This window comes from Pseudomonas sp. MBLB4123 (assembly GCF_051904775.1).
GTDB lineage: Bacteria > Pseudomonadota > Gammaproteobacteria > Pseudomonadales > Pseudomonadaceae > Aquipseudomonas > Aquipseudomonas benzenivorans_B.
Genome location: NZ_CP196711.1, coordinates 3,770,789 through 3,795,995, shown reverse-complemented (window position 1 = coordinate 3,795,995; position 25,207 = coordinate 3,770,789). Strand labels below are relative to the sequence as shown.

At 68.0% G+C, this 25,207-nt stretch carries 23 protein-coding genes and 1 riboswitch; of the genes, 10 read left to right on the top strand and 13 right to left on the bottom strand.

Annotated features, from left to right (window positions below; genetic code table 11):
- Positions 1–9: 9 nt before the first annotated feature.
- The 4 genes from ACSX1C_RS17510 to ACSX1C_RS17495 form a co-directional block, all read right to left on the bottom strand.
- Positions 10–663: an intradiol ring-cleavage dioxygenase gene (locus ACSX1C_RS17510; protein ID WP_439887207.1), complete on the bottom strand. Its 654-nt coding sequence runs from the start codon at positions 661–663 to the stop codon at positions 10–12.
- A gap of 64 nt (positions 664–727) precedes the next feature.
- Positions 728–1,849: an alanine dehydrogenase gene (gene ald, locus ACSX1C_RS17505; protein ID WP_439887206.1), complete on the bottom strand. Its 1,122-nt coding sequence runs from the start codon at positions 1,847–1,849 to the stop codon at positions 728–730.
- A 137-nt stretch (positions 1,850–1,986) separates the two neighbouring features.
- On the bottom strand, positions 1,987–2,739 hold the full coding sequence (locus ACSX1C_RS17500) for a slipin family protein (RefSeq protein WP_439887205.1): 753 nt from the start codon (positions 2,737–2,739) through the stop codon (positions 1,987–1,989).
- Between the two features lie 2 nt (positions 2,740–2,741).
- The gene (locus tag ACSX1C_RS17495; RefSeq protein ID WP_439889441.1) at positions 2,742–4,130 is read right to left on the bottom strand and encodes an NfeD family protein; all 1,389 of its coding nucleotides are present in this window, start codon (positions 4,128–4,130) and stop codon (positions 2,742–2,744) included.
- Positions 4,131–4,342: 212 nt separating this feature from the next.
- Here ACSX1C_RS17495 and yccS point away from each other — a divergent pair, with 212 nt between their 5' ends.
- Together yccS and ACSX1C_RS17485 are read left to right on the top strand one after the other, a co-directional pair.
- Positions 4,343–6,550 (top strand): YccS family putative transporter, encoded by a 2,208-nt coding sequence (gene yccS / locus ACSX1C_RS17490; RefSeq protein ID WP_439887204.1) that lies wholly within the window; start codon positions 4,343–4,345, stop codon positions 6,548–6,550.
- Positions 6,551–6,621: 71 nt separating this feature from the next.
- Positions 6,622–6,888: a hypothetical protein gene (locus tag ACSX1C_RS17485; RefSeq protein ID WP_439887203.1), complete on the top strand. Its 267-nt coding sequence runs from the start codon at positions 6,622–6,624 to the stop codon at positions 6,886–6,888.
- Between the two features lie 49 nt (positions 6,889–6,937).
- Here the strand turns inward: ACSX1C_RS17485 and ACSX1C_RS17480 are convergent, their stop codons facing one another.
- Positions 6,938–7,789, bottom strand: a complete 852-nt coding sequence (locus ACSX1C_RS17480) for an HDOD domain-containing protein (RefSeq protein ID WP_439887202.1) — start codon at positions 7,787–7,789, stop codon at positions 6,938–6,940.
- A gap of 84 nt (positions 7,790–7,873) precedes the next feature.
- Positions 7,874–8,104: a hypothetical protein gene (locus ACSX1C_RS17475; protein ID WP_439887201.1), complete on the bottom strand. Its 231-nt coding sequence runs from the start codon at positions 8,102–8,104 to the stop codon at positions 7,874–7,876.
- Positions 8,105–8,235: 131 nt separating this feature from the next.
- Between ACSX1C_RS17475 and ACSX1C_RS17470 the strand changes: the two genes are divergently transcribed.
- Positions 8,236–8,718: a GreA/GreB family elongation factor gene (locus ACSX1C_RS17470; protein ID WP_439887200.1), complete on the top strand. Its 483-nt coding sequence runs from the start codon at positions 8,236–8,238 to the stop codon at positions 8,716–8,718.
- Positions 8,719–8,815: 97 nt separating this feature from the next.
- Positions 8,816–9,049, top strand: a complete 234-nt coding sequence (locus tag ACSX1C_RS17465) for a DUF2789 domain-containing protein (protein WP_439887199.1) — start codon at positions 8,816–8,818, stop codon at positions 9,047–9,049.
- 6 nt (positions 9,050–9,055) lie between these two features.
- Here the strand turns inward: ACSX1C_RS17465 and ACSX1C_RS17460 are convergent, their stop codons facing one another.
- Positions 9,056–9,553 (bottom strand): YgjP-like metallopeptidase domain-containing protein, encoded by a 498-nt coding sequence (locus tag ACSX1C_RS17460; protein WP_439887198.1) that lies wholly within the window; start codon positions 9,551–9,553, stop codon positions 9,056–9,058.
- 296 nt (positions 9,554–9,849) lie between these two features.
- Between ACSX1C_RS17460 and ACSX1C_RS17455 the strand changes: the two genes are divergently transcribed.
- Positions 9,850–11,469 (top strand): M28 family metallopeptidase, encoded by a 1,620-nt coding sequence (locus ACSX1C_RS17455; protein ID WP_439887197.1) that lies wholly within the window; start codon positions 9,850–9,852, stop codon positions 11,467–11,469.
- Positions 11,470–11,538: 69 nt separating this feature from the next.
- Here the strand turns inward: ACSX1C_RS17455 and fba are convergent, their stop codons facing one another.
- From fba to tkt, 4 genes are all read right to left on the bottom strand, one after another.
- Positions 11,539–12,603, bottom strand: coding sequence for a class II fructose-bisphosphate aldolase (gene fba / locus ACSX1C_RS17450; RefSeq protein WP_213641677.1), 1,065 nt, complete (start codon positions 12,601–12,603; stop codon positions 11,539–11,541).
- Between the two features lie 113 nt (positions 12,604–12,716).
- Positions 12,717–13,880, bottom strand: coding sequence for a phosphoglycerate kinase (locus ACSX1C_RS17445; protein ID WP_439887196.1), 1,164 nt, complete (start codon positions 13,878–13,880; stop codon positions 12,717–12,719).
- Between the two features lie 4 nt (positions 13,881–13,884).
- A complete protein-coding gene (gene epd, locus ACSX1C_RS17440; RefSeq protein ID WP_439887195.1) occupies positions 13,885–14,946 on the bottom strand; it encodes an erythrose-4-phosphate dehydrogenase in 1,062 nt (353 codons plus the stop codon).
- A 114-nt stretch (positions 14,947–15,060) separates the two neighbouring features.
- Complete coding sequence (tkt, locus tag ACSX1C_RS17435) at positions 15,061–17,058, bottom strand: transketolase (protein ID WP_439887194.1); 1,998 nt, start codon at positions 17,056–17,058, stop codon at positions 15,061–15,063.
- A gap of 219 nt (positions 17,059–17,277) precedes the next feature.
- On the opposite strand from tkt, the gene ACSX1C_RS17430 reads away from it, so the two are divergent.
- Positions 17,278–18,291 (top strand): ArsR/SmtB family transcription factor, encoded by a 1,014-nt coding sequence (locus ACSX1C_RS17430; protein WP_439887193.1) that lies wholly within the window; start codon positions 17,278–17,280, stop codon positions 18,289–18,291.
- A 21-nt stretch (positions 18,292–18,312) separates the two neighbouring features.
- Entirely contained in the window at positions 18,313–19,503 is a 1,191-nt protein-coding gene (metK, locus tag ACSX1C_RS17425) for a methionine adenosyltransferase (RefSeq protein WP_439887192.1), read from the top strand.
- A gap of 75 nt (positions 19,504–19,578) precedes the next feature.
- On the opposite strand, the gene ACSX1C_RS17420 is transcribed toward metK, so the two are convergent.
- Entirely contained in the window at positions 19,579–20,028 is a 450-nt protein-coding gene (locus ACSX1C_RS17420) for a c-type cytochrome (protein WP_439887191.1), read from the bottom strand.
- A gap of 181 nt (positions 20,029–20,209) precedes the next feature.
- A riboswitch (S-adenosyl-L-homocysteine riboswitch) is annotated at positions 20,210–20,303 on the top strand.
- Positions 20,304–20,326: 23 nt separating this feature from the next.
- Here ACSX1C_RS17420 and ahcY point away from each other — a divergent pair.
- The 3 genes from ahcY (at position 20,327) to ACSX1C_RS17405 (ending at position 23,554) form a co-directional block, all read left to right on the top strand.
- The gene (gene ahcY, locus ACSX1C_RS17415; protein WP_439887190.1) at positions 20,327–21,733 is read left to right on the top strand and encodes an adenosylhomocysteinase; all 1,407 of its coding nucleotides are present in this window, start codon (positions 20,327–20,329) and stop codon (positions 21,731–21,733) included.
- An 80-nt stretch (positions 21,734–21,813) separates the two neighbouring features.
- Positions 21,814–22,659 (top strand): methylenetetrahydrofolate reductase [NAD(P)H], encoded by an 846-nt coding sequence (gene metF / locus ACSX1C_RS17410; protein ID WP_439887189.1) that lies wholly within the window; start codon positions 21,814–21,816, stop codon positions 22,657–22,659.
- 145 nt (positions 22,660–22,804) lie between these two features.
- Positions 22,805–23,554: a substrate-binding periplasmic protein gene (locus ACSX1C_RS17405; protein ID WP_439887188.1), complete on the top strand. Its 750-nt coding sequence runs from the start codon at positions 22,805–22,807 to the stop codon at positions 23,552–23,554.
- 15 nt (positions 23,555–23,569) lie between these two features.
- Here the strand turns inward: ACSX1C_RS17405 and ppnN are convergent, their stop codons facing one another.
- Complete coding sequence (ppnN, locus tag ACSX1C_RS17400; protein ID WP_439887187.1) at positions 23,570–24,943, bottom strand: nucleotide 5'-monophosphate nucleosidase PpnN; 1,374 nt, start codon at positions 24,941–24,943, stop codon at positions 23,570–23,572.
- Positions 24,944–25,207 lie beyond the last annotated feature (264 nt).

The following is a 25,207-nucleotide window of genomic DNA, read 5'->3' as shown; positions in this document are numbered from 1 at the left end:
GCGCCCCGCTCAGGACGCCGGGGTCAGGCCGAGGACGATGTCGAAGCGCGCCACCTGTTCGCGCGCCACCGCGCCGGCCACCGGCACGAAGGGCACGATCAGCCGCTCCCGCGCCTTGGGATCGCGGATGGCATTGAGGATGGCGTCGCGGGCGTTCAGGCGCTCGCCGCGGATATAGCACTGGGTGACGAAACGCGGCTGCCCGGGCAGGGTCACGGCGAAGTGGATATGCGGGGTGCGCCCCGGGTAGGGCACCGGGCGTATGGTGCGGAAGCGGTAGCGGCCGTCGCGGCCGGTGACAAAGCGCCCGTAGCCCTGAAAGTTCGGGTCGCGCCGCTCGCGATCGCCGCCGCGACTGTGCAGGTAGATGCCCCGGGCGTCGACCTGCCAGATCTCCACCAGGGCATCGGCCAGCGGTCGGCCGTTGGCATCGACGATGCGCCCGTGCAGATGCACCACCGTGCCGCTGGCCGGAGTCAGCTGGTCGTCGACCAGCACCAGGTCATTGTCCCGATCCAGCGGCAACTGGTCGGGGTAGAAGGGGCCGAGGGTCTGCGCCGGGGTCAGCAGGCGCTCGGCGAAGGCCCCCGGGGCACTCAGCAGCCAGGCGCCGGCGCCCAGCCCGACCAGCAGCCGGCGGCGGCCGATACGCGAATCGCTCATGCACTCCTCCGTGAACAGACGTCTCGCTCGAGAGCGGCCGCCCGGGTCACGGACGGCCGCCGCGCTACAGGTGCTCCAGCACGCTGGTCGCCGAATGATAGGGCAGGCCATGGGCCTCGGCCACGCTGCCGCAGGTGATCAGGCCCTTGGCCACGTTCAGGCCGTTGCACAGGTGCGGGTCCTCCTCCAGGGCCCGGCGCGTGCCCTTCTCGGCGAGGGCGATGACGAACGGCAGGGTCGCGTTGTTCAACGCCAGGGTCGAGGTACGTGCCACCGCGCCAGGCATGTTGGCCACGCAGTAATGCACCACCTCATCGACCACATAGGTCGGCTCGGCATGGGTGGTGGCCCTGGACGTCTCGGCGCAGCCCCCCTGGTCGATGGCCACGTCCACCAGCACCGAACCCGGCTGCATCTGCCGGATCATCTCGGCGCTGATCAGCTTGGGCGCCGCCGCCCCGGGGATCAGCACGCCGCCTATCACCAGGTCGGCCGCCAGCACCTGCTCACGCAGCGCCGCGCGGGTCGAGTAGAGGGTGGTGATGCGGTTGCCGTACTGACTGTCCAGGCGGCGCAGGGCGTCGGCGCTCTTGTCCAGCACGGTGACGTCCGCGCCCAGCCCCACGGCCATGGCCAGGGCGTGGCTGCCGACCACCCCGCCGCCGAGTATCACCACCTTGCCCGGCGCCACCCCCGGCACCCCGCCGAGCAGCACGCCACGCCCGCCGCGGGCCTTCTCCAGGCAGCTGGCGCCGGCCTGGATCGACATGCGCCCGGCCACCTCGGACATAGGCGCCAGCAGCGGCAGGCGGCCAGCCGCATCGGTGACCGTCTCGTAGGCGATGCAGGTGGCGCCGCCGGCCATCAGCTCGTCGGTCTGCGGCCGATCCGGGGCCAGGTGCAGGTAGGTGAACAGGGTGTGATGGGGGCGCAAGCGGGCACGCTCCACCGCCAGAGGCTCCTTGACCTTGACGATCATCTGCGCCTGGTTGAACACCTGGGCGGCATCCGCGGCGATCTGCGCGCCGGCGGCCTGATAGTCGGCATCGCTGAAGCCGATGGCACTGCCGGCCTGGGTCTCGATCAGCAGCTCATGCCCCAGGGCGGTCAGCTCGGCCACCGACTGCGGGGTCAGACCGACGCGATACTCGTGGTTCTTGATTTCCTTGGGAACGCCAATACGCATAGCAACCTCCAGGCAGAAAAACCGGACATCCATGGAAAGAGTCTAGGCCCCCAGGGGCCCGCCGCGAGCTCAGGCTAATCGTTAGGGAATCCTCCCGGACCGTCCCGGTCGATAACGGCCAGACGCAATCGCCCGCCCTATGACTTGGGTATCTTGATGCCCTGCAGCAACTCGATCGGCAGCGGGAAGACGATGGTCGAGTTCTTGTCCCCGGCGATGTTGCTCAGGGTCTGCATGTAGCGCAGCTGCATGGCGCCGGACTGGCGGCCGAGCATCTCGGCGGCCTGCATCAGCTTCTCCGAGGCCTGCAATTCGCCCTCGGCGTGGATCACCTTGGCCCGCCGCTCGCGCTCGGCCTCGGCCTGCTTGGCGATGGCGCGGATCATCGACTCGTCGAGGTCGACGTGCTTGATCTCGACGTTGGCCACCTTGATGCCCCAGGCGTCGGTCTGCGCATCGAGCACATGCTGGATATCGACGTTGAGCCGCTCGCGCTCGGCGAGCATCTCGTCCAGCTCGTGCTTGCCGAGCACCGCCCGCAGAGTGGTCTGGGCCAGCTGGCTGGTGGCCTTGAGGAAGTCCTCGACCTGGATGATCGCCTTCTGCGCGTCGAGCACGCGGAAGTACACCACCGCATTGACCTTGACCGAGACATTGTCGCGGGAGATCACGTCCTGGGTCGGCACGTCCAGGACTATGGTGCGCAGGTCCACGCGCACCATCTGCTGGATGCCCGGGATGATGATGATCAGCCCCGGCCCCTTGACCCGCCAGAAGCGCCCGAGCTGGAACACCACGCCGCGCTCGTACTCGCGCAGGATGCGGAACGCCGAGATCAGCAGCGCCAGCAGCAGCACCGCCAGGGCGGAAAAGCTCAATTCAAACCCCATGACTAGTCTCCTTTAGACACCTCTTCGGCTGCGGCAACATCCAGCAGCAGGCCCTTGCGCGCCAGCACCCGCACCTGCTGGCCAGGGCGCAACGGCGCCTGGCTGACCACCTGCCACTGCTCGCCCTGCAGCTGCACCCAGCCGCCCAGCGGGTCGTCCGGCGCCACCGCACTGATCCGCACGAGGCTGCCGAGCAGTTCGCTGTCGCCGCCGACCAAGGTCCGCCGTCGGGCGCGTAGCGCCATGCTGAGGATGGCGAAGATCACCACGCCGCTGGTCAGCGCCAGGGTCAGGATCAGCGCCAGCGGAATGCCGAACCCAGGTACATCGGTGTCGATCAGGATCAGCGCGCCGAAGCTGAACGCCACGATCCCGCCGATGCCCAGCACGCCGAAGCTGGGCATGAAGGCTTCGGCGGCGATGAAGGCGATGCCGAGCAGGATCAGGGCCACTCCAGCGTAGTTCACCGGCAGCAGCTGCAGCGAATACAGGGCGAGAATCAGGCAGATGCCGCCGAGCACGCCGCCGACCCCGGTGCCCGGGTTGGAAAACTCGAAGAACAGGCCGTACACGCCGATCATCATCAGCAGCAGCGCCACGCTGGGGTTGGTGATCACCGCCAGCAAGCGCGTGCGCCAGTCCGGCTCGTGGCTGATCAGCACCGCGCCCTCGGTGTCCAGGGCGACCTCGACCCCGGCGGCGGTGAAGGTCTTGCCGTGCAGCTGCCTGAGCAGATCGGCCAGGTCGAGGGCGACATAGTCGATCACCTTGAGCTTCAGCGCTTCCTCGGCAGCCAGGCTGACCGCCTCGCGCACGGCCTGCTCGGCCCACTCGGCATTGCGCCCGCGCAGCTGTGCCAGGCCACGGATATAGGCGGCGGCATCGTTGATCTGCTTCTTGCTCAGGGCATCGCCCGGCGCGGCGGCCTTCTCGTCCTTGCCGCCCTTGTCGGTTTGTTCGTCCCCTTCGCCCTTGTCGGGCGCCTCGGGCTGCTTGGGCGGCGAGCCGGGCATGCCGCCGATCTGCACCGGCGTCGCCGCGCCCAGGTTGGTGCCCGGCGCCATCGCCGCGACATGGCTGGCATAGAGGATATAGGTACCGGCGCTGGCCGCCCGGGCACCGCTCGGGGCGACGAAGCTGGCCACCGGGATGGGGCTGGCGAGGATGGCCTTGATGATATCGCGCATGGAGGTATCCAGGCCGCCCGGGGTGTCGATGCTCAGCACCACCAGCTGCGCGCCGTCCCCCACCGCCCGGCTCAGGCCGCGCACCACGTAGTCGGCGCTGGCCGGGCCGATGGCACCCTCGACCCGCAGCGTCACCACGGTCGCCGGGGCGCCCAGCAGCAGGGCCGGCCACAGCACGAGCAGCGCCAGCAGCACGGGACGCAGTAACGCAAGCTTCGCGGCAAGCTTCACGGGCTCTCCATGACAGCCGCCACGGATGAGTCGCCCGGAGCGGGCGCGGCTGCCTGCCTTAGAGGATAGTCCATGGGCGTGGCGCAGGTCGGCACCGCCCCGCCAGACCCGGCGGCGGAACGTGTCGCCGGTCCGGCTATTGCATTAGTCTTCGCCCCAAGTCTCGCGAACAAGGCCGCTCTTCGATGTCGTCCACCGCTCTGCGCCACTCCCTGCGCCGCCTCTGGGCGCTGGACAAATTCGGCTACAGCCTGCGGGTGTTCATCGCCCTCGCCGGCAGCCTGGCGCTGTGCTGGGCGCAGGGCTGGATGCACGCGCTGATCCCGCTGTTCCTAGGGGTCGTTGCCAGCGCCCTGGCCGAGACCGACGACAGCTGGCAGGGCCGCCTCACCGCGCTGCTGGTGACCCTCGGCTGCTTCAGCGCGGCGGCCTATGCGGTCGAGCTGCTGTTCCCCTACCCCTGGCTGTTCGTCAGCGCCCTGGCCCTGTCGAGCTTCGCCCTGACCATGCTCGGCGCCCTCGGCGAGCGCTTCGCCACCCTGGGCTGGGCAACCCTGATCCTGGCGATCTACAGCATGATCGGCGTGGAGCAGCGCGGCGGCAGCGCCGGTCTCGGCCCCGAGCCGCTGCTGCTGGTGGCCGGCGCCGCCTGGTACGGCCTGCTCTCGGTGATCTGGAACGCCCTGTTCGCCCATCAGCCGGTGCAGCACAGCCTGGCCCGGCTGTTTCGCGAACTGGGTCGTTACCTCAAGCTCAAGGCCGCGCTGTTCGAGCCGCTGCGCCAGCTCGACGTGGAGCCGCGGCGCCTGGCCCTGGCCCGGCAGAACGGCCAGGTGGTGGCGGCGCTGAACGCCACCAAGGAGATCATCCTGCACCGGGTCGGCCACGACCGGGCCAATCCCAAGGTCGGTCGTTACCTGAAGCTGTACTTCCTCGCCCAGGACATCCACGAGCGCGCCAGCTCCTCGCACTACCCCTACAACGAGCTGGCCGAGGCGTTCTTCCACAGCGACGTGCTGTTCCGCTGCCAGCGCCTGCTGCGCCTGCACGGCGAGGCCTGCCAGCGCCTGGCCGAGGCCATCGAGCTGCGCCAGCCCTTCGAATACCGCGAGCTGTGCAGCGAGGCCCTGGAGGACCTGCACGCCTCCCTCGACCATCTGCACCTGCAGAGCAACCCGGCCTGGCGCCACCTGCTGCGCTCGCTGCAGGCCCTGGCCGGCAACCTCGCCACCCTCGACCGGCTGCTCGGCAGCGCCAGCAACCCGGACGCCCTGGCCGATGAGCAGGACAGCAGCCTGCTGGACCGCGAACCCCAGTCGCTCAAGGACGTGGTCGAACGCCTGCGCCTGCAGCTCACGCCTACCTCGCTGCTGTTCCGCCACGCCCTGCGCCTGGCCATCGCCCTGGCCGCCGGCTACGGCCTGCTGCACTGGGTCCACCCGGCCCAGGGCTACTGGATATTGCTGACCACGGTGTTCGTCTGCCAGCCCAACTACGGTGCCACCCGGCGCAAACTGGTGCAGCGCATCGCCGGCACGGTGCTCGGCCTGGTGCTCGGCTGGGCGCTGTTCGACCTGTTCCCCAGCACCCTGATGCAGGCCTTCTTCGCCGTGGCCGCCGGGGTGGCCTTCTTCGCCACGCGCAGCAGCCGCTACACCCTGGCCACGGCGGCGATCACCCTGATGGTGCTGTTCTGCTTCAATCAGGTCGGCGACGGCTACGGGCTGATCGTGCCGCGCCTGGTCGATACCCTGCTCGGCAGCCTGATCGCCGGGCTCGCGGTGTTCCTGATCCTGCCGGACTGGCAAGGCCGGCGCCTCGAACGCATGCTCGCCAACACCCTCAGCTGCAACAGCAGCTACCTGCGCCAGATCATCCGCCAGTACGCCAGCGGCAAGCGCGACGACCTGGCGTACCGCCTGGCCCGGCGCAACGCCCACAATGCCGACGCGGCGCTGTCCTCCACCCTCGGCAACATGCTGATGGAGCCGGGGCACTTCCGTAAGCAGGCCGATATCGGCTTTCGCTTCCTGGTCCTCTCGCACACCCTGCTCAGTTACCTCTCCGGCCTCGGCGCCCACCGCGGCGAGGGGCTGCTGGGCGCCGACCAGGACCAGCTGCTGGCCGATGCCGAGCGTATCGCCGGCAGCCTCGACGAGATCGCCGGCCAGCTCGGCGAACGGCGTCCGGTGGCGATTCACAGCGACGCCGAGGAGCAGCTGGCCCTGGCACTGGAGCAGGTGCCCGAGGAGCTCGACGAGCAACAGCGCCTGGTGCAGACCCAACTGGCGCTGATCTGCCGCCAACTGGGGCCCTTGCGCACCCTGGCGGCCCATCTGCTCAGGGGCCAGGATAGCGCCGCTGCCAGGCCGGACACCCCTGGTCTCTCGTGAGCCGGGCCTGCACCTGCATGCAGTGCCCCCATGGTGCCGCAGCACGGCCGACAGCAATCTGGAGAAACGCCATGGCCACCCCGTACCGCAGCTTGGTCGGCCTCTTCTTGGTCTGCCTGCTGGGCGCGCAGAGCCGGGCCGAGTTGCGCCTGCTGACCGAGGATGCGCCGCCGATGAGCTTCATCCAGGACGGCCAGCTGACCGGCATGTCGGCGGACATCGTCGAGGCGCTGTTCCAGTGGCTGGGGCCGCTGGCCGTGCCCAAGCACTGGTACACCCACGAAACCCTGCTCGCCCGGGGCCTGCAGAACGTCTACGGCGCGGCCGGGTCAAGCTGATCGCCACCGAGGACATCACCCTGCGCGATGAGCTGATCACCGGCGTGGGCTAGCGCAGGGTCGCGGCCAGCGTCTGGATGTCGTCCCAGTGCTGCTCGACCAGGCACAGGCGACCGTCGACCGCCAGTTCGTTGTAGGGGGCAATGAGCTTGGCATAGGCCGCCAGGCTCGCCAGCGGGGGGCGCTCGGCATCGCTGTCGAGGACGTGGTAGCGGCCGAGGTTGACCAGATCGAGCAGCTCCAGTTGCCGCACCCGCTGCAGGCTCCAGTTGCCCACCTCGCGCACGATCTGCACGTATTCCTCGTCCACCGCCCACTTCTTCAACAGAATCACCCCCAGCGAGCGGCCATAGGCGCGGCATAGCTCCGCGTAGCGCGTCGGGCTAGGCGGCAGATGGCCGTCCTTGAAGGCCGAGAGCACCGCCAAGTCCCCCACCTCGCTGAGCAGGCTGGCCAGCACCACATGGTCGGCGGGGATGCGCCCGACCTGACGCGCCAGGAAGGCGCAGATGCTGCCTTGCAGGGTCAGCCGGTGCCAGGCCGCCAGGAACAGTCGCTTGTGCCCGGCACTGTGCAGGGTGAACAGGCTCTTGATGCTGTGCATCATCACCACCCGGTCCACCTGCTGCATGCCCAACACCCGCAGCACGTCCTCCAGCGTCTTGGGCGTCACCCGGGTGCGCAGCAACGGGCTGGAGGCGTATTTGACCAGCAGGGCACTGAGCGCCGGGTCCTGACCGATCAGTCCGGCCAGGCGGGGGATGTTCACCTCCTCCGGCATGGCCAAAGCGCGGCGGATCTCCAGCGTCAGCGTCGGCAGGCTCGGCAGCTGCTCCTCGTCGCTCATCAGCTGGGAGACCAGCTGCCGGTAAATCGAATAGTCCGAGTCTGCCGCTTGCATCGCCATCTCCCACCGCCGGTCGCCAGCAGTGTAGCCAAGCTCGCCCTGCGCTGCGCACCGGCTAACCCGCGGTGTCCGGCCGCCTCAGGCCAGCCCGGCTCGACGCGCCTGGGCGCGGCGACGAATGCCCAGGTCGAGCCTCAGGCAGATCGCCGCCAGCAGCATGAAGCCGGCGCCGAGGTTGCCGCGACTGACCGGCACGCCGAACAGGTTGCCCAACCACTCGACGACCGGCTCCGGGTAGTTGGCCAGCAGGGCACCCAGCGGTACCAGTAGGAACAGGAAGAAGAACCCCAATGACCGCAGCATGTTCATCCCGCACCCTCGCTCTGATTGGCTCCTTGGGCAGCATGCCGCCAGGGGCGCCGGGGCGACACTAGACCTTGGTGCAAAGGCCGCGGCCGATCGCCGATAATTGCCCCCCCCCTCTACTTGGCGAGCCGACCTTGAACAAAGCCCAGCTGCAGCAGCTGCTCCTCGAGCGCCTCCAGGCCGACCTGGCCTCGGCCGAACGGGCGGCGCTGAGCGCCCACGAGGCGGCCACCCACGAAGAGAACATCGCCGAGAACAAGTACGACACCCTCGGCCTGGAAGCCGCCTACCTGGCGGCCGGGCAGGCACGGCGGGTGGAGGAAATTCGCCAGGCCCTGAGCGCCTGGCAACGGCTTACGCCGCGCCCCTACGAGGCGGGACAGGGCATCGGGCTCGGCACCCTGGTGTGGCTGGCCGATGCCCAGGACAGGGTGCAATGCCTGCTGCTCGGCCCGGACAGCGCCGGCCTGAAGCTGCAGTGGCAGGACCAGGAGGTGCTGGTGATCAGCCCGCGGGCGCCCCTGGGCCAGCGCCTGCTCGGCAGCGACGTGGGCGACGAGGTGGAGGTCCGGGTGGCCGGCGGCCTGCAGCACTTCGAGGTGCTGCGGGCCCTCTGAGCCGATCGCCCCGTATCTGCGCTAGGCTGATAGAGGCAGCGCCGCGCGCCGGCCGGCGCCGTTTCAGCGCCCTGTTCACCGAGCAGAGGAACCCATCATGGAACCCCCCATCCACAGTCTCCCGGCCCTGTTCAAACAGCTCGGCCTGCCCGCCGAGCAGGCCAGCATCGAGCGCTTCGTCCGCACCCATTCGCCCCTGGCGCCGACCTGCAAGCTGGCCGACGCGCCGTTCTGGAGCCCGGCCCAGGCGAGCTTCCTGCGCGAGGAAATCCTCGAGGACGCCGATTGGGCCGAGGTGGTCGACCAGCTCAACCTGATGCTGCGCGGCTAACCCCGACTAAGCCGAGGACAGCTCGCGCCAGGTCAGGTACAGGCGCAGGTCGAACTCCAGCTGCCGGTACCCGGGCAGCATGTGCTCGCACAACTGGTAGAAGGCCTTGTTGTGCTCGCTCTCCCTCAGGTGCGCCAGCTCGTGCACCACGATCATCTGCAGAAACTCCGGAGCCGCTTCCTTGAACAACGAAGCGACGCGGATCTCCTTCTTCGCCTTGAGCTTGCCGCCCTGCACCCGCGAGACCGCGGTGTGCAGGCCCAGGGCACGGTGGGTCAGGTCCAGGCGATTGTCGTACAGCACCTTGTCCAACGGCGGCGCCTTGCGCAGATGTTCCTGCTTGAGGGCCATGGCGTAGGCATACAGCGCCTTGTCGCTCTGCACCTCATGCCGGCCGCCATAACGCCGGCCCAGGTAGTCGCCCAGGCGCCGCTCGGCGATCAGCCGGTGCACCTGGTCGAGCAGATGGGCGGGATAACCCTGGAGATATTTCAGTGGCGTCATGGCCGCAGCCTGGTCACTCACGAGCAAGAGTCGGGGCCGCGGAGTATGCCGCACACCCCGGCGGCACGCCTACCGCCGGTCGCCGAGTCCCGGCCGCCCCCCACTGACAACGGCTCTTTCGGCCAAGCAACCTCGCTAAAGAGTGCCGCAATTCACAGAGATGGTACGTGCGCTCCACATTCCGCAAACCCCCGACTACGCTTCAGACTCGCGTCCGGATCGATGCAGTTAAGGACCAGTCGCCAGGGGCCACAAGCCGACCTGGCAACGCGCTCTCCCTAAGGATTGGAGGAACCATGAACAAAACAGTTACCCACTGGCGTTTTCTCGGCGGGGCGCTTGCCCTCGCGCTTTCCACCGGCCTGCAGGCCGCCCCGCCGTCGCCCAGCGACCTGCTCAACGAATTCTGGAGCCCGGCCCGCCCGACCTCGGCCGGCTGCAACTCGTTGCTGCTGAACAACAGCCCCCTGGGGCTGCCCCGCTGCATGCAGGCCAGCAAGACCCTGTATCACCTGCAGATGCTGCAGGACATCGCCGCGGCCAACGGCGGCACCCGCGCCGCGGGCCTGCCGGGCTACCAGGCCTCGGTGGACTACGTGAAACAGACCCTGGAGCAGGCCGGTTACCAGGTCACCCTGCAGCCCTTCCCCTTCACCGCGTTCTACCCCCAGGGCCCGGGCGAGCTGGCCATAGTGGCGCCCACGCCGACCAGTTATGAGTGGGAGAAGGACTTCACCTACCTGTCGCAGACCGAAGCCGGCAACCTCACTGCCAGCGTCGCCCCGGTAGACCTGGCCCTGGGCCCGGACAACGCCTCCACCAGTGGCTGCGAGGCCGAGGACTTCGCTGGCTTCCCCGCCGGCGCCATCGCCCTGATTCAGCGCGGCGCCTGTAGCTTCGAGCAGAAGGCGGAGAACGCCGCGGCGGCCGGTGCCGTCGGTGCGATCATCTTCAACCAGGGCAACAGCGAGGACCGTAAGGGCCTGCTCAACGCGACCCTGGGCGATGGTTACGAAGGCGGCATTCCGGTGCTGTTCGCCACCTATGACCTGGGGGCGGCCTGGGCGACCACCGCCGGCCTGCAACTGCGCCTGCTGGTCGACGTGGTGCGCGAGAAGACCGAGACCTTCAACATCATCGCCGAGACCCGTCGGGGCAACCCGGACAACGTGGTGATGGTCGGCGCCCACCTCGACTCGGTGTTCGAAGGCGGCGGCATTCAGGACAACGGCTCGGGCAGTGCCGCCGTGCTGGAAATGGCCCTGCAGATGCGCAAGGCCCGGCCGCGCAACAAGGTACGCTTCGCCTGGTGGGGCGCCGAGGAGTCCGGCCTGGTCGGCTCGACCCACTACGTGCAGACCCTCAGCGCCGAAGAGAAGGCCAAGGTCAAGGTCTACCTGAACTTCGACATGATCGCCTCGCCGAACTTCGCCTACTTCATCTACGACGGCGACGGCTCGGACTTCGGCCTCGAAGGCCCGCCCGGCTCGGCGGCGGTGGAGAAGCTGTTCGAGACCTACTACCGCCTGCGCGCCCTGCCTTCGGAAGGCGACGAGATCAGCTTCCGCTCCGACTATGCGCAGTTCTTCCTCGACGGCATCGCCTTCGGCGGCCTGTTCACCGGCGCCGAAGTGCTGAAGAGCGAGGAACAGGCGGCGAAGTACGGCGGCGACGCCGGGGTCGCCTTCGATCCCTGCTACCACCAGGCCTGCGACAACGTCCTCAACATCGACCGGCAGGCACTGGAGATCAACGGCGATGCCGCCGCCTTCGCCACCAGCTGGCTGTCGCTGTCGACCAAGATCATCGACGACGAAATCGCCGCAGCCCAGCAGAAGCCGAGCACCCGCGCCTTCAGCGCCCAGAAGTCCGCGGCCTACGACATCACCCACTGGGGCAAGCACTGGATCAAGTAACCCTGCGGCTTCACCTGCAAGCGCAACAAAAAAGCCCGCTCTAGAGCGGGCTTTTTTTCGACCTCAGGCTTAGTTGACCTTGGCGGCCAACTCGCCCTTGGCGTAGCGCAGGTACATGGCGTCCAGGGACATCGGCTTGATCTTGGAGGCGTTGCCGGCGGTGCCGAAGGCCTCGTAGCGGGCGATACAGATGTCGCGCATGGCCTCGACGGTCTTGGCGAAGAACTTGCGCGGGTCGAACTCGCTCGGGTGCTGGGCCATGAAGCGGCGCATGGCGCCGGTGGAGGCCAGGCGCAGGTCGGTGTCGATGTTGACCTTGCGCACGCCGTGCTTGATGCCTTCGACGATCTCCTCGACCGGCACGCCGTAGGTTTCCTTGATGTCGCCGCCGAACTCGTTGATCACCGCCAGCCACTCCTGCGGCACGCTGCTCGAGCCGTGCATCACCAGGTGAGTGTCGGGGATGCGCGCATGGATCGCCTTGATGCGGTCGATGGCGAGAATGTCGCCGGTCGGCGGCTTGGTGAACTTGTAGGCGCCGTGGCTGGTGCCGATGGCAATCGCCAGGGCATCGACCTGGGTGCGCTTGACGAAGTCGGCGGCCTCTTCCGGGTCGGTGAGCATCTGGCTGTGGTCCAGGGTGCCCTCGGCGCCGATGCCGTCTTCCTCGCCGGCCTGGCCGGTTTCCAGGCTGCCCAGGCAACCCAGCTCGCCTTCCACCGAGACGCCGCAGGCATGGGCCATGGCCACGGTCTCCTGGGTCACGCGCACGTTGTAGTCGTAGTCGGCCGGGGTCTTGCCGTCTTCCTTGAGCGAGCCGTCCATCATCACCGAGCTGAAGCCCAGCTGGATCGAGCGCTGGCACACCGCCGGGCTGGTGCCGTGGTCCTGGTGCATGCACACCGGGATATGCGGGAACTCCTCGATGGCGGCGAGGATCAGGTGGCGCAGGAAGGGCGCGCCGGCGTACTTGCGGGCGCCGGCCGAGGCCTGGACGATCACCGGCGAGTCGGTCCGGTCGGCCGCTTCCATGATGGCGCGCATCTGCTCGAGGTTGTTGACGTTGAAGGCCGGCACGCCGTAGCCGAATTCGGCGGCGTGGTCGAGCATCTGGCGCATGCTGATGAGTGCCATGGTGTTCTTTCTCCCGGTGGGGGTCGTTAATCGGTGCAAGCCTGCCCCAGGGGCAGGCACTGTTCAAGTCTCATGGGACCGGGGGTCGGCTCCCGGTCCGCGGCGAATCCGCCTCAGCCCCGGGCGCGCTGCTCCAGCACGGCCACGGCCGGCAGCACCTTGCCCTCGACGAACTCGAGGAAGGCGCCGCCGCCGGTGGAGATGTAGCCGATGCGCTCGGCCACGCCGTACTTGTCGATGGCCGCCAGGGTGTCGCCGCCGCCGGCGATGGAGAAGGCCGGGCTCTCGGCGATGGCTTCGGCCAGCACGCGGGTGCCGTTGCCGAACTGGTCGAACTCGAAGACTCCGACCGGGCCGTTCCACAGGATGGTCTGGCTGGCCTTGAGCAGTTCGGCGAACTGCGCGGCAGTCTGCGGGCCGATGTCGAGGATCATGTCGTCCTCGGCCACCTCGGCCACCGCTTTGACGGTCGCCTCGGCGTCTTCGGCGAAGGCCTTGGCCACCACCACGTCCACCGGCAGCGGCACGCTGACCTTGGCGGCGATGGCGCGGGCGGTCTCCACCAGGTCGGCCTCGTACAGCGACTTGCCGACCGGCAGGCCGGCGGCAGCGAGGAAGGTGTTGGCGATGCCGCCACCGACGATCAGCTGGTCGCAGACCTGGCTGAGGCTGTTGAGCACGTCCAGCTTGGTGGAGACCTTGGAGCCGGCGACGATCGCCGCCATGGGCTGGGCCGGATTGCCCAGGGCCTTGCCCAGGGCGTCCAGCTCGGCGGCCAGCAGCGGGCCGGCGCAGGCCACTTCGGCGAACTTGGCCACGCCGTGGGTCGAGCCCTGGGCGCGGTGGGCGGTGCCGAAGGCGTCCATGACGAACACGTCGCACAGGGCGGCGTACTGCTGGGCCAGCGCGTCGGCGTTCTTCTTCTCGCCCGGGTTGAAACGCACGTTCTCCAGCAGCACCAACTCGCCGGGCTGCACCGCGACGCCGCCGAGGTAGTCCCTGACCAGCGGCACGTCGCGGCCCAGGGCCTTGGACAGGTAGTCAGCCACCGGCGCCAGGCTGTCGGCCGCGCTGAACACGCCCTCTTCCGGACGCCCCAGGTGCGAGCAGACCAGCACCGCCGCGCCCTTCTCCAGGGCCAGCTTGAGGGTCGGCAGGGCCGCGAGGATGCGCGCGTCGCTCGTCACCACGCCGTCTTTCACCGGCACGTTGAGGTCTTCGCGGATCAGCACGCGCTTACCGGCGAGGTCGAGGTCGGTCATCTTCAGAACGGTCATATATTCAGTCCTTCACGGGGGCTGGTTGTGCGGTGGATACAGCAAGAAAGTGTTCGGCTACATCGAGCATACGGTTGGCGAAGCCCCATTCGTTGTCGAACCAGGCCAGCAGGTTGACCAGGCGCGGGCCGGAGACCCGGGTCTGGCTGCCATCGACCACCGCCGAATGGGGGTCGTGGTTGAAGTCGCAGCTGGCATGGGGCAGCTCGGTGTAGGCGATCAGGCCCTTGAGCGGCCCGCCTTCCGCAGCCTGACGCAACACCTGGTTGATCTCGCAAGCCGAGGTGTCGCGGGCGGTCTGCAGGGTGATGTCCAGGCAGGAGACGTTGACCGTCGGCACGCGGATGGCCTTGGCCTGGATGCGCCCGGCCAGCTCCGGCAACAGGCGCTCGATGCCCTTGGCCAGGCCGGTGGAGACCGGAATCACCGACTGGAAAGCCGAGCGCGTGCGGCGCAGGTCCTCGTGGTGGTAGGCATCGATCACCGGCTGGTCGTTCATCGCCGAGTGGATGGTGGTGATGGACACGTACTCCAGGCCCACGGCGTCGTTGAGCAGCTTGAGCAGCGGCACCCCGCAGTTGGTGGTGCAGCTGGCATTGGACACCAGGCGCTCGGCGCCGCTCAGGCGCTGCTGATTGACCCCGTAGACGATGGTGGCGTCGATGTCCGCCTCACCGGCCATCGGCTGGGAGAACAGCACCCGCGGTGCACCGGCGGCCAGGAAGCGCTCGCCGTCGGCGCGGGTGGTGTACTGGCCGGAACATTCCAGCAGCAGGTCGATGTCCAGCGCCGCCCAGTCAATGCCTTCCGGCGCCTCCTCGCGCAGCACCTTCACGCAGTCGCCGTTGATGTGCAGGCAATCGCCCTCGACCCGCACTTCGCCGGGGAAACGGCCATGGGTGGAGTCGAAGCGGGTCAGGTATTCCAGGCTGGCCTGGTCGGCCAGGTCGTTCAGCGCGACGATCTCCAGGCCCGCGTCGCTCCCGCGCTCGTGCAGGGCGCGCAGCACGCAGCGGCCGATGCGGCCGTAGCCGTTGAGGGCGATGCGGTAGGGACGGTTGGGCATGGCGGCACTCTTCATCGGTCCGGCAGGTGGAAAGCCGCTTCGCGGGCTTTCCACCCTACGCATGGGGGGAGCCATGTAGGGTGGATGGCCGAAGCCATCCACCACGACACGGCATCAGGCGTCCAGCAGCTCGGCGGCGGTTTCCAGGACGTTCTCCAGGGTGAAGCCGAAGTGCTCGAACAGCGCCGCCGCCGGCGCCGATTCGCCGAAGCTGGTCATGCCGATCACCCGGCCCTCGAGGCCGACGTACTTGTACCAGAAGTCGGCGTGGGCGGCCTCGATGGCGATCCGCGCACCGACCTGCAGCGGCAGCACGGCCTGCTTGTAGCCGGCGTCCTGCTGGTCGAACACGCTGGTCGACGGCATCGACACCACGCGCACCTTGCGGCCCTGCTCGCTCAGCGCCTCGAAGGCCTGCACCGCCAGGCCCACTTCCGAGCCGGTGGCGATGAGGATCAGCTCCGGCTCGCCGGCGCAGTCCTTGAGCACGTAGCCGCCGCGGGCGATGTCGCCCAGCTGGGCGGCGTCGCGGCTCTGGTGCGCCAGGTTCTGCCGACTGAAGATCAGTGCGCTGGGGCCGTCGTGGCGCTCGATGGCGCACTTCCAGGCCACCGCCGACTCCACCGCGTCGCACGGCCGCCAGGTGTTGAGGTTCGGCGTGCAGCGCAGGCTGGCCAGCTGCTCGATCGGCTGGTGGGTCGGGCCGTCCTCGCCCAGGCCGATGGAGTCGTGGGTGTAGACGAACAGCACGCGCTGCTTCATCAGCGCGGCCATGCGCACGGCATTGCAGGCGTATTCCATGAACACCAGGAAGGTCGCGCCGTAGGGAATGAAGCCACCGTGCAGGGCGATGCCGTTCATGATCGCGCTCATGCCGAACTCGCGCACGCCGTAGAACATGTAGTTGCCCGAAGCGTCCTCGGCCGAGACCCCCTGGCAGCCCTTCCACAGGGTCAGGTTGGAGCCGGCCAGGTCGGCCGAGCCGCCGAGGAACTCCGGCAGCAACGGGCCAAAGGCGTTCAGCGCGTTCTGGCTGGCCTTGCGGCTGGCGATGGTCTCGCCCTTGGCGGCGACCTCCTGGATATAGGCGGCGGCCTGCTCGGCGAAATCGGCCGGCAGTTCGCCCTTGATGCGCCGCTGGAACTCGGCGGCCAGTTCGGGATAGGCGGCGGCATAGGCTTTGAGGCGCTCGTTCCACTCGGCCTCGACGGCGGCGCCGGCCTGCTTGGCGTCCCACTCGGCGTAGATCTGCGCGGGGATCTCGAAGGGGCCGTGCTCCCAGCCCAGGGTGGCGCGGGTCAGGGCGATCTCGTCGACGCCCAGCGGCGCGCCGTGGCAGTCTTCCTTGCCCTGCTTGTTCGGCGAGCCGAAGCCGATGGTGGTCTTGCAGCAGATCAGGGTCGGCTGCGCGCTCTTGCGCGCGGTGTCGATGGCCATCTTGATCTCTTCGGCGTCGTGGCCGTCGACGTTGCGGATCACCTGCCAGCCGTAGGCCTCGAAGCGGTTCGGCGTGTCGTCGGTGAACCAGCCCTCGACCTCGCCGTCGATGGAGATGCCGTTGTCGTCGTAGAAGGCGATCAGCTTGCCCAGGCCCAGGGTGCCGGCCAGGGAGCAGACCTCATGGCTGATGCCCTCCATCATGCAGCCGTCGCCGAGGAACACGTAGGTGTGGTGGTCGACGATGCTGTGGCCCTCGCGGTTGAACTGCGCGGCCAGGACCTTCTCGGCGATGGCCAGGCCCACGGCGTTGGCCAGGCCCTGGCCGAGGGGGCCGGTGGTGGTCTCCACGCCCGGGGTGTAGCCGTATTCCGGATGGCCCGGGGTGCGGCTGCCCATCTGGCGGAACTGCTTGAGGTCTTCGATCCCCAGGTCGTAGCCGGTCAGGTGCAGCAGCGAATAGATCAGCATCGAGCCGTGGCCGTTGGACAGCACGAAGCGGTCGCGGTCGGCGAACGCGGGGTTGCTCGGGTTGTGCTTGAGGTAGTCGCGCCACAGCACCTCGGCGATATCCGCCATGCCCATCGGGGCACCGGGGTGGCCGCTGTTGGCTTTCTGCACGGCATCCATGCTCAGGGCACGAATGGCATTGGCACGCTCACGACGGCTGGGCATCGCTAATCTCCTACGGGGGCTGCTTCTTGATGAAAGGGCGAAAAAGGCGGCCATTTTCGCCCAGCCGGGCGCCGCGGGGCAATGACAGATGGTCGCGGCTCGCGGTTTTCTCGGCCTGGCTGCGACCTGCGCGGGGCCAATCGCGCCACAACAGCAATATCAAAACTTTTTGATATGGCTGTTGCTGGATGAAAAATGACCGACTAGACTTCGCGCCCCATGAACATGCGCGTCCCCCAGCTGAGCTTCGAGCCCGCCGACGAACTGGCCGCCCTGTGCAAGGCCGGCGGCGACCCGCTGCGCCTGAACGTGCTGCGCGCCCTGGCCAACGACTCGTTCGGCGTGCTGGAGCTGGCGCAGATCTTCGCCATCGGCCAGTCGGGCATGAGCCACCACCTCAAGGTGCTGGCCCAGGCCGGCCTGGTGGCCACCCGCCGCGAGGGCAACGCGGTCTTCTATCGCCGCGCCCTGGCCCAGGGCGACGCCCTCGGCGGCACCCTGCATGCCGCCCTGCTCAACGAGGCCGACGGGCTGCTGCTGCCGGGCGAGGTGCAGGCGCGCATCGCCGCGGTGCATGCCCAGCGGGCGGCCACCAGCCGCGACTTCTTCGCCCGCACGGCGGCCAGCTTCCAGGCCCAGCAGGACCTGATCGCCGGCCTGCCGCAGTACCGCGACAGCGTGCTGGCGCTGCTCGACGCCCTGGACCTGGCGAGCGACGCCACGGCCCTGGAGATCGGCCCCGGCGACGGCGGCTTCCTGCCCGAGCTGGCGCGGCGCTTCGCCCGGGTCACCGCCCTGGACAACAGCGCGGCGATGCTCGAGCTGGCGCGCCAGCGCTGCGAGAAGCACGGGCTGGGCAATGTCGAGCTGCGCCTGGCCGATGCGCTGAACGACGACTACCCGGGCGCCGATTGCCTGGTGCTGAACATGGTCCTGCACCATTTCGCCGCCCCGGCCGAGGCGCTCAAGCAGCTGGCGCGGCGGGTAAACCACGGCGGCAGCCTGCTGATCAGCGAGTTGTGCAGCCACGACCAGAGTTGGGCCAGGCAGGCCTGCGGCGATCTCTGGCTGGGCTTCGAACAGGACGACCTGGCCCGCTGGGCCAGCGCCGCGGGGCTCACGCCCGGCGATAGCCAGTACGTGGGCCTGCGCAATGGTTTCCAGATTCAGGTGCGGCATTTCGCCAAGCCGGATGAACACACCGGCCCACGGGCCACCCTCACCCACCGGTAATTAATTTAGGAAGACCGATAGATGAGCGACTACTCCCTGTTTACCTCCGAGTCCGTGTCCGAAGGCCATCCGGACAAGATCGCCGACCAGATCTCCGACGCAGTGCTCGATGCCATCATCGCCCAGGACAAGTATGCCCGCGTGGCCTGCGAGACCCTGGTCAAGACCGGCGTGGCGATCATCGCCGGCGAAGTCACCACCAGCGCCTGGGTCGACCTGGAGGAACTGGTGCGCAAGGTGATCATCGACATCGGCTACGACAGCTCCGACGTCGGCTTCGACGGCGCCACCTGCGGCATCATCAACATCATCGGCAAGCAGTCCCCGGACATCAACCAGGGCGTCGACCGGGCCAAGCCGGAAGACCAGGGCGCCGGCGACCAGGGCCTGATGTTCGGCTACGCCAGCAACGAGACCGACGTGCTGATGCCCGCGCCGATCTGCTTCAGCCACCGCCTGGTCGAGCGCCAGGCCGAGGCGCGCAAGTCCGGCCTGCTGCCCTGGCTGCGCCCGGACGCCAAGAGCCAGGTCACCTGCCGCTACGAGAACGGCAAGGTCACCGGCATCGACGCCGTGGTGCTGTCCACCCAGCACAACCCGGACGTCAGCTACAACGACCTGCGCGAAGGCGTGATGGAGCTGATCGTCAAGCACGTGCTGCCGGCCGAGCTGCTGCACAAGGACACCCAGTTCCACATCAACCCCACCGGCCAGTTCATCATCGGCGGCCCGGTGGGCGACTGCGGCCTGACCGGGCGCAAGATCATCGTCGACTCCTACGGCGGCATGGCCCGCCACGGCGGCGGCGCCTTCTCCGGCAAGGACCCGTCCAAGGTCGACCGCAGCGCCGCCTACGCCGGCCGCTACGTGGCCAAGAACATCGTCGCCGCGGGCCTGGCCGAGCGCTGCGAGATCCAGGTGTCCTACGCCATCGGCGTGGCCCAGCCGACCTCCATCTCGATCAACACCTTCGGCACCAACAAGGTCAGCGACGACACCATCATCAAGCTGGTGCGCGAGGTCTTCGACCTGCGCCCCTACGCCATCACCAAGATGCTCGACCTGCTGCACCCGATGTACCAGCCGACCGCGGCCTACGGCCACTTCGGCCGCGAGCCGTTCGAGATGAGCTACGGCGACGACAGCTTCACCGCCTTCACCTGGGAGAAGACCGACAAGGCCGCCGAACTGCGCGCCGCCGCCGGCCTGTAAGCGCCTCCCGGCACCACGAAAAAGCCCCGCATCCGCGGGGCTTTTTCGTTGCTCACAGCAAGCTGGGCCGATCGCTCAGAACGCGCGAAACTCCTGATGACAGGCCTCGCAGCTATCCTCGACGCGCTGCATGGCCGGCGCCAGTTCGCGCTCGCGCAGCGGCTTGGCGGTGGTGGCGGCAACCAGCGCGGCGGTGGCGCCTTCCAGTTCGCGGGCCAGCTGCTGGAAGCGCGCCTGGCGCTGCCATACCTCGTCCTTGGCCTGGGTGCCGTCCTCCTCCCGCACCTGGGGGAAGTGCTGCCAGGGCGCGTGGGCCAGCCGGTCCAGCTCGGCGGCGCCCTCGATGAAGCGCTGCTCGTCGAAGGCGAGGCGCCCGCGCAGCATGCCGCCGAGGTCTTCGCTGGTCTTGAGCATCTGCTTGAAGATGGTCTGGCGCTGGCCCAGGGGCGAGTTCGGATCGACCTCGCCGCAAGCGACGAGGGCCAGGCTGGCGAGCAGGATGGGTAAGGCGATTTTCAATTTCATGGACCACGGATTCGGCGACGAAGGCGGGCCACAGTATCCCCACTCGCGGCGCCCCGGCCAAGCGCGGTGTTTTGTCGCAGATGTCGGCCCGGCGGCGACGGAAAGCCTTGGGCTTCGCCGCGAGCCTGGCTATAATCCGCAGGTTTCACGCGACCGGCACCGCTCCGGTCGTGCCCGCCACCCGTCCGAGGGGCGCTGCAGCAAGCCTCATTCGCTGAGGATTTGTCAGGCTCGGATGGGGCGTTATCCATACGCATCAACGGCGCCCATTCGCAGACAACGAATGGAGAACTCAGTTATGAGCGCTGTACTGACGCCTGCCGGTTTTACCGACTACAAGGTCGCCGATATTTCCCTGGCCGCCTGGGGTCGTCGCGAACTGATCATCGCCGAGTCCGAGATGCCGGCGCTGATGGGCCTGCGCCGCAAGTACGCCGCCGAGCAGCCGCTCAAGGGCGCGAAGATCCTCGGCTGCATCCACATGACCATCCAGACCGGCGTGCTGATCGAGACCCTGATCGCCCTGGGCGCCGAGGTGCGCTGGTCGAGCTGCAACATCTTCTCCACCCAGGACCAGGCCGCCGCCGCCATCGCCGCCGCCGGCATCCCGGTGTTCGCCTGGAAGGGCGAGACCGAGGCCGAGTACGAGTGGTGCATCGAGCAGACCATCCTCAAGGACGGCCAGCCCTGGGACGCCAACATGATCCTGGACGACGGCGGCGACCTGACCGAGATCCTGCACAAGAAATACCCGGCGATGCTGGAGAAGATCCACGGCATCACCGAGGAAACCACCACCGGCGTGCACCGCCTGCTCGACATGCTCAAGGCCGGCACCCTGAAAGTCCCGGCGATCAACGTCAACGACTCGGTGACCAAGAGCAAGAACGACAACAAGTACGGCTGCCGTCACAGCCTCAACGACGCCATCAAGCGCGGCACCGACCACCTGCTGTCGGGCAAGCAGGCCCTGGTGATCGGCTACGGCGACGTGGGCAAGGGCTCGGCCCAGTCGCTGCGCCAGGAAGGCATGATCGTCAAGGTCAGCGAAGTCGACCCGATCTGCGCCATGCAGGCCTGCATGGACGGCTTCGAGCTGGTTTCGCCCTACAAGAACGGCCTCAACGACGGCACCGAGGCCAGCGTCGACGCCGAGCTGCTGGGCAAGATCGACCTGATCGTCACCACCACCGGCAACGTCAACGTCTGCGACGCCGGCATGCTCAAGGCCCTGAAGAAGCGCGCAGTGGTGTGCAACATCGGCCACTTCGACAACGAGATCGACACCGCCTTCATGCGCGCCAACTGGGCCTGGGAAGAGGTCAAGCCGCAGGTGCACAAGGTTCACCGCACCGGCCTGGACCTCGACCCGCTCAACGACGACTACCTGATCCTCCTGGCCGAAGGCCGCCTGGTCAACCTGGGCAACGCCACCGGCCACCCGAGCCGGATCATGGACGGCTCCTTCGCCAACCAGGTGCTGGCGCAGATCTTCCTGTTCGGCCAGAAGTTCGCCGACCTGCCGGCCGCGCAGAAGGCCGAACGCCTGTGCGTGGAAGTGCTGCCGAAGAAACTGGACGAGGAAGTGGCCCTGGAAATGGTCAAGGGCTTCGGTGGCGTGGTCACCCAGCTGACGCCGAAGCAGGCCGAGTACATCGGCGTGGCCGTGGAAGGCCCGTTCAAGCCGGACAGCTACCGCTACTAAGCCCCGGCCGCAGGCGCCCCGCGCTGCCCCCGGGCCGCTCGGGGCGCCCTGCCTCATCAGCCTCACGCCTGGAAATTTCTATGAGCCAAGAACGCAGCTTCAGCTTCGAGTTCTTCCCCGCGAAGACCGAAGCCGGGCATGAAAAACTGCTGGACACCGCGCGCCAGCTGGCCGTCTACAAGCCTGATTTCTTCTCCTGCACCTACGGCGCCGGCGGCTCGACCCGCGACCGCACCGTGCATACGGTGCTGCAGCTGAACGAGGAGGTAAAGGTCGCCACCGCGCCGCACCTGTCCTGCGTCGGCGACAGCAAGGCCGAACTGCGCGAACTGCTGACCCTGTACAAGGATGCCGGGATCGAGCGCATCGTCGCCCTGCGCGGCGACCTGCCGTCCGGCATGGGCCTGGCCAGCGGCGAGCTGCGCTATGCCAACGAGCTGGTCGGCTTCATCCGCGAGGAAACCGGCGACCACTTCCATATCGAGATCGCCGCCTACCCGGAGATGCATCCCCAGGCGCGCAACTTCGAGGCCGATATCGCCAACTTCGTGCGCAAGGCCAAGGCCGGCGCCAGCAGCGCCATCACCCAGTACTTCTTCAACGTCGACAGCTACTTCTACTTCGTCGAGCGGGTACGCAAGCTGGGCGTGGACATCCCGGTGGTGCCCGGCATCATGCCGATCACCAACTACAGCAAGCTGGCGCGCTTCTCCGATGCCTGCGGCGCGGAGATTCCACGCTGGGTGCGCAAGCAGCTGGAGGCCTACGGCGACGACAGCGACAGCATCCGCGCCTATGGCGAGCAGGTGGTCAGCGAGATGTGCGAGCGCCTGCTGCAAGGCGGCGCACCCGGGCTGCACTTCTACACCATGAACCTGGCGGGCCCCAGCCTGGCGATCTGGAACAACCTCAAGCTATCGGGCTGAGTCCAGCTGACGCATGGAGGCCGGGCAACGCCCGGTTTCCAGGCGCGGCCCGCGTCCGCCGAGCGGCTTTCTCGGCTCATTTTGCACGACCGTGTCAGCCGCGTATTCTGGCGCGATGACGGCATGCCAACGACTCCTCATCACCTTGCTGCTCGCGGGCCTGAGCCTGACCGCCCAGGGCCAGCCGCTGCGCATCGTCAGCGAAGCCTGGCCGCCCTATATCTACGAGGAAAATGGGCAGCTGCGCGGCCAGGACTACGAGGCGGCCGCCATCGTCCTGCAGCGCATGGGAGTCGAAGCCCACTGGCAGCTGATGCCCTGGAAGCGCTGCCTGGCAGCCTTCGGCCAGGGCCGGGTGGACGGCATCTTCGATGTCTTCCAGACCGGCGCTCGGCAGGCCACCATGCTGTTTCCCGACGAGCCGCTGTCGGAGATCGAGTTCGTCCTGTTCCACAACACCGCACGCCCCCACCACTACCGCCGCCTGAGCGACCTCGACGGACTGAAGGTCGGCGTATCCGCCGGCTACTGGTATGCCAATCGCGAATTTCGCGAATCCGCACGCTTCCGCCGTGAGCCCGCCCCCAACCATGCGGCCAACTTCGGCAAGCTGATGCGCAACCGCGTGGACCTGGTGATCAACGACCACCGCGCCGGGCACTTCCTGCTGGACCAGATGAAGCCGGGCGAAGCGATCGGGCACAGCCCCCGAGTGGTCAGCCGTGACCGTCTGTACCTGGGCCTGCGCCGCGATGCCGGTCTGGAGGCGTTTGCCGAGCGCTTCGCCGAGGAGCTGCGGCGCTTCAAGGCCGAGCCGGCCTATGCCGCCCTGCTCGCCCGTTACGCGCCGCTCCACGGGGCTCACGCCACGCCCGTCGAAGTGCGGAGTCCTTGAAGCCCCGGCCGCCCCCTACGCCACCACCTTGTAGCTCGGCACATAGGCGCTGCCGCCCGGCAACTTCATGCGCTGCTGGTCGACGAAGGCCTGCAGCAGGCGATCCAGCGGGCGCATGATGCTCTGGTCGCCGGCGATCTGATAGGGCCCGTACTGTTCGATCAGGCGAATGCCCTGGACCTTCACATTGCCGGCGACTATGCCCGAGAACGCCCGACGCAGCTGCGCCGCCAGTTCATGCACCGGCTGGTCGCGGGTCAGCTTGAGGCCGGCCATGTTCTCGTGGGTGGGCTCGAACGGGCGCTGGAAGCTCTCGTCGATCTTCAGCAGCCAGTTGAAGTGGAAGGCGTCGTTGCGCTCGCGGCGGAACTGGGTGACCGCCTTGATGCCCCGGGCCATCTCCCGGGCCACCCGAGCCGGGTCCTCGACGATGATCTGATAACGCTGCTGCGCCTCCTCGCCCAGGGTGGCACCGATGAACTCGTGCAGCTGCCGCAGGTAGGGTTCGGCGCTGCGCGGCCCGGTGAGGATCAGCGGGAAGGGCAGATCCTTGTTGTCCGGGTGCATCAGGATGCCGAGGAAATACAGGAACTCCTCGGCGGTGCCCGCGCCGCCGGGGAAGATGATGATGCCGTGGCCCACCCGCACGAAGGCCTCCAGGCGCTTCTCGATATCCGGCAGGATCACCAGCTCGTTGACGATCGGGTTGGGCGCCTCGGCGGCGATGATGCCCGGCTCGGTCAGGCCCAGGTAGCGGCCGGTGACGTTGCGCTGCTTGGCATGAGCGATGGTGGCGCCCTTCATCGGCCCCTTCATCACCCCGGGGCCGCAACCGGTGCAGACGTCGAGGCCGCGCAGACCCAGCTCGTGGCCGACGATCTTGGTGTACTTGTACTCCTCGCGATTGATCGAGTGGCCGCCCCAGCACACCACGATCTTCGGCTCCACGCCGGCCCGCAGGGTGCGCGCGTTGCGCAGCAGGTGGAAGACATAGTCGGTGATGCCCTGGGAGCTCTCGAAGTCGACCCGCTTGTTCTCCAGCTCGCTCTGGGTGTAGACGATGTCGCGCAGGGCGCTGAACAGCATCTCCCGGGTGCTGGCGATCATCTCGCCATCGACGAAGGCATCGGCCGGTGCGTTCAACAGCTCCAGGCGAATGCCGCGGTCCTGCTGGTGAATGCGCACCTCGAAGTCCGGGTAGGCCTCCAGAATGGTCTTGGCGTTGTCGCTGCTCGAACCGGTATTGAGGATCGCCAGGGCGCACTGGCGAAACAGCGCGTAGACGCTGCCGCAGCCGGTCTCCCGCAGCTGCTGCACTTCACGCTGGGACAGGGTCTCCAGGCTGCCCTTGGGCGACACCGAAGCATTGGTGGTATTTCTCTTGGCCATTCAGGCGCTCCATCATGACGAGGCCGACCCGGCCATGCGGGCCCGATCGCTCAATCGAGTTATAGCCCTGCGCCGACCTGGAGCGCGGCATCGCTCCATGGCGCAGGGCTGGATACGGGTGGTTCTTCGCCCCATTTTTCCGGATGAGGCCAGACGCACGCGCAGCAGGCGCGAAAAGGGCCCGCCGGTCCGCGGCGATTGCTGAGCGCATGATCTCCGACGCGGCGCAACTTTGCACGCGACACGCCCAATCGCCTCCCAACC

Bases quoted from the DNA above. Each gene is read 5' to 3' on its own strand.
- ACSX1C_RS17460 (WP_439887198.1), bottom strand. From the start codon at position 9,553: ATGACGCCACTGAAATATCTCCAGGGTTATCCCGCCCATCTGCTCGAC.
- ahcY (WP_439887190.1), top strand. From the start codon at position 20,327: ATGAGCGCTGTACTGACGCCTGCCGGTTTTACCGACTACAAGGTCGCC.
- ACSX1C_RS17445 (WP_439887196.1), bottom strand. From the start codon at position 13,880: ATGACCGTTCTGAAGATGACCGACCTCGACCTCGCCGGTAAGCGCGTG.
- ald (WP_439887206.1), bottom strand. From the start codon at position 1,849: ATGCGTATTGGCGTTCCCAAGGAAATCAAGAACCACGAGTATCGCGTC.
- tkt (WP_439887194.1), bottom strand. From the start codon at position 17,058: ATGCCCAGCCGTCGTGAGCGTGCCAATGCCATTCGTGCCCTGAGCATG.
- yccS (WP_439887204.1), top strand. From the start codon at position 4,343: ATGTCGTCCACCGCTCTGCGCCACTCCCTGCGCCGCCTCTGGGCGCTG.
- fba (WP_213641677.1), bottom strand. From the start codon at position 12,603: ATGGCACTCATCAGCATGCGCCAGATGCTCGACCACGCCGCCGAATTC.
- ppnN (WP_439887187.1), bottom strand. From the start codon at position 24,943: ATGGCCAAGAGAAATACCACCAATGCTTCGGTGTCGCCCAAGGGCAGC.
- ACSX1C_RS17455 (WP_439887197.1), top strand. From the start codon at position 9,850: ATGAACAAAACAGTTACCCACTGGCGTTTTCTCGGCGGGGCGCTTGCC.
- metF (WP_439887189.1), top strand. From the start codon at position 21,814: ATGAGCCAAGAACGCAGCTTCAGCTTCGAGTTCTTCCCCGCGAAGACC.
- ACSX1C_RS17500 (WP_439887205.1), bottom strand. From the start codon at position 2,739: ATGGGGTTTGAATTGAGCTTTTCCGCCCTGGCGGTGCTGCTGCTGGCG.
- metK (WP_439887192.1), top strand. From the start codon at position 18,313: ATGAGCGACTACTCCCTGTTTACCTCCGAGTCCGTGTCCGAAGGCCAT.
- ACSX1C_RS17475 (WP_439887201.1), bottom strand. From the start codon at position 8,104: ATGAACATGCTGCGGTCATTGGGGTTCTTCTTCCTGTTCCTACTGGTA.
- epd (WP_439887195.1), bottom strand. From the start codon at position 14,946: ATGCCCAACCGTCCCTACCGCATCGCCCTCAACGGCTACGGCCGCATC.
- ACSX1C_RS17485 (WP_439887203.1), top strand. From the start codon at position 6,622: ATGGCCACCCCGTACCGCAGCTTGGTCGGCCTCTTCTTGGTCTGCCTG.
- ACSX1C_RS17465 (WP_439887199.1), top strand. From the start codon at position 8,816: ATGGAACCCCCCATCCACAGTCTCCCGGCCCTGTTCAAACAGCTCGGC.
- ACSX1C_RS17420 (WP_439887191.1), bottom strand. From the start codon at position 20,028: ATGAAATTGAAAATCGCCTTACCCATCCTGCTCGCCAGCCTGGCCCTC.
- ACSX1C_RS17430 (WP_439887193.1), top strand. From the start codon at position 17,278: ATGAACATGCGCGTCCCCCAGCTGAGCTTCGAGCCCGCCGACGAACTG.
- ACSX1C_RS17480 (WP_439887202.1), bottom strand. From the start codon at position 7,789: ATGCAAGCGGCAGACTCGGACTATTCGATTTACCGGCAGCTGGTCTCC.
- ACSX1C_RS17510 (WP_439887207.1), bottom strand. From the start codon at position 663: ATGAGCGATTCGCGTATCGGCCGCCGCCGGCTGCTGGTCGGGCTGGGC.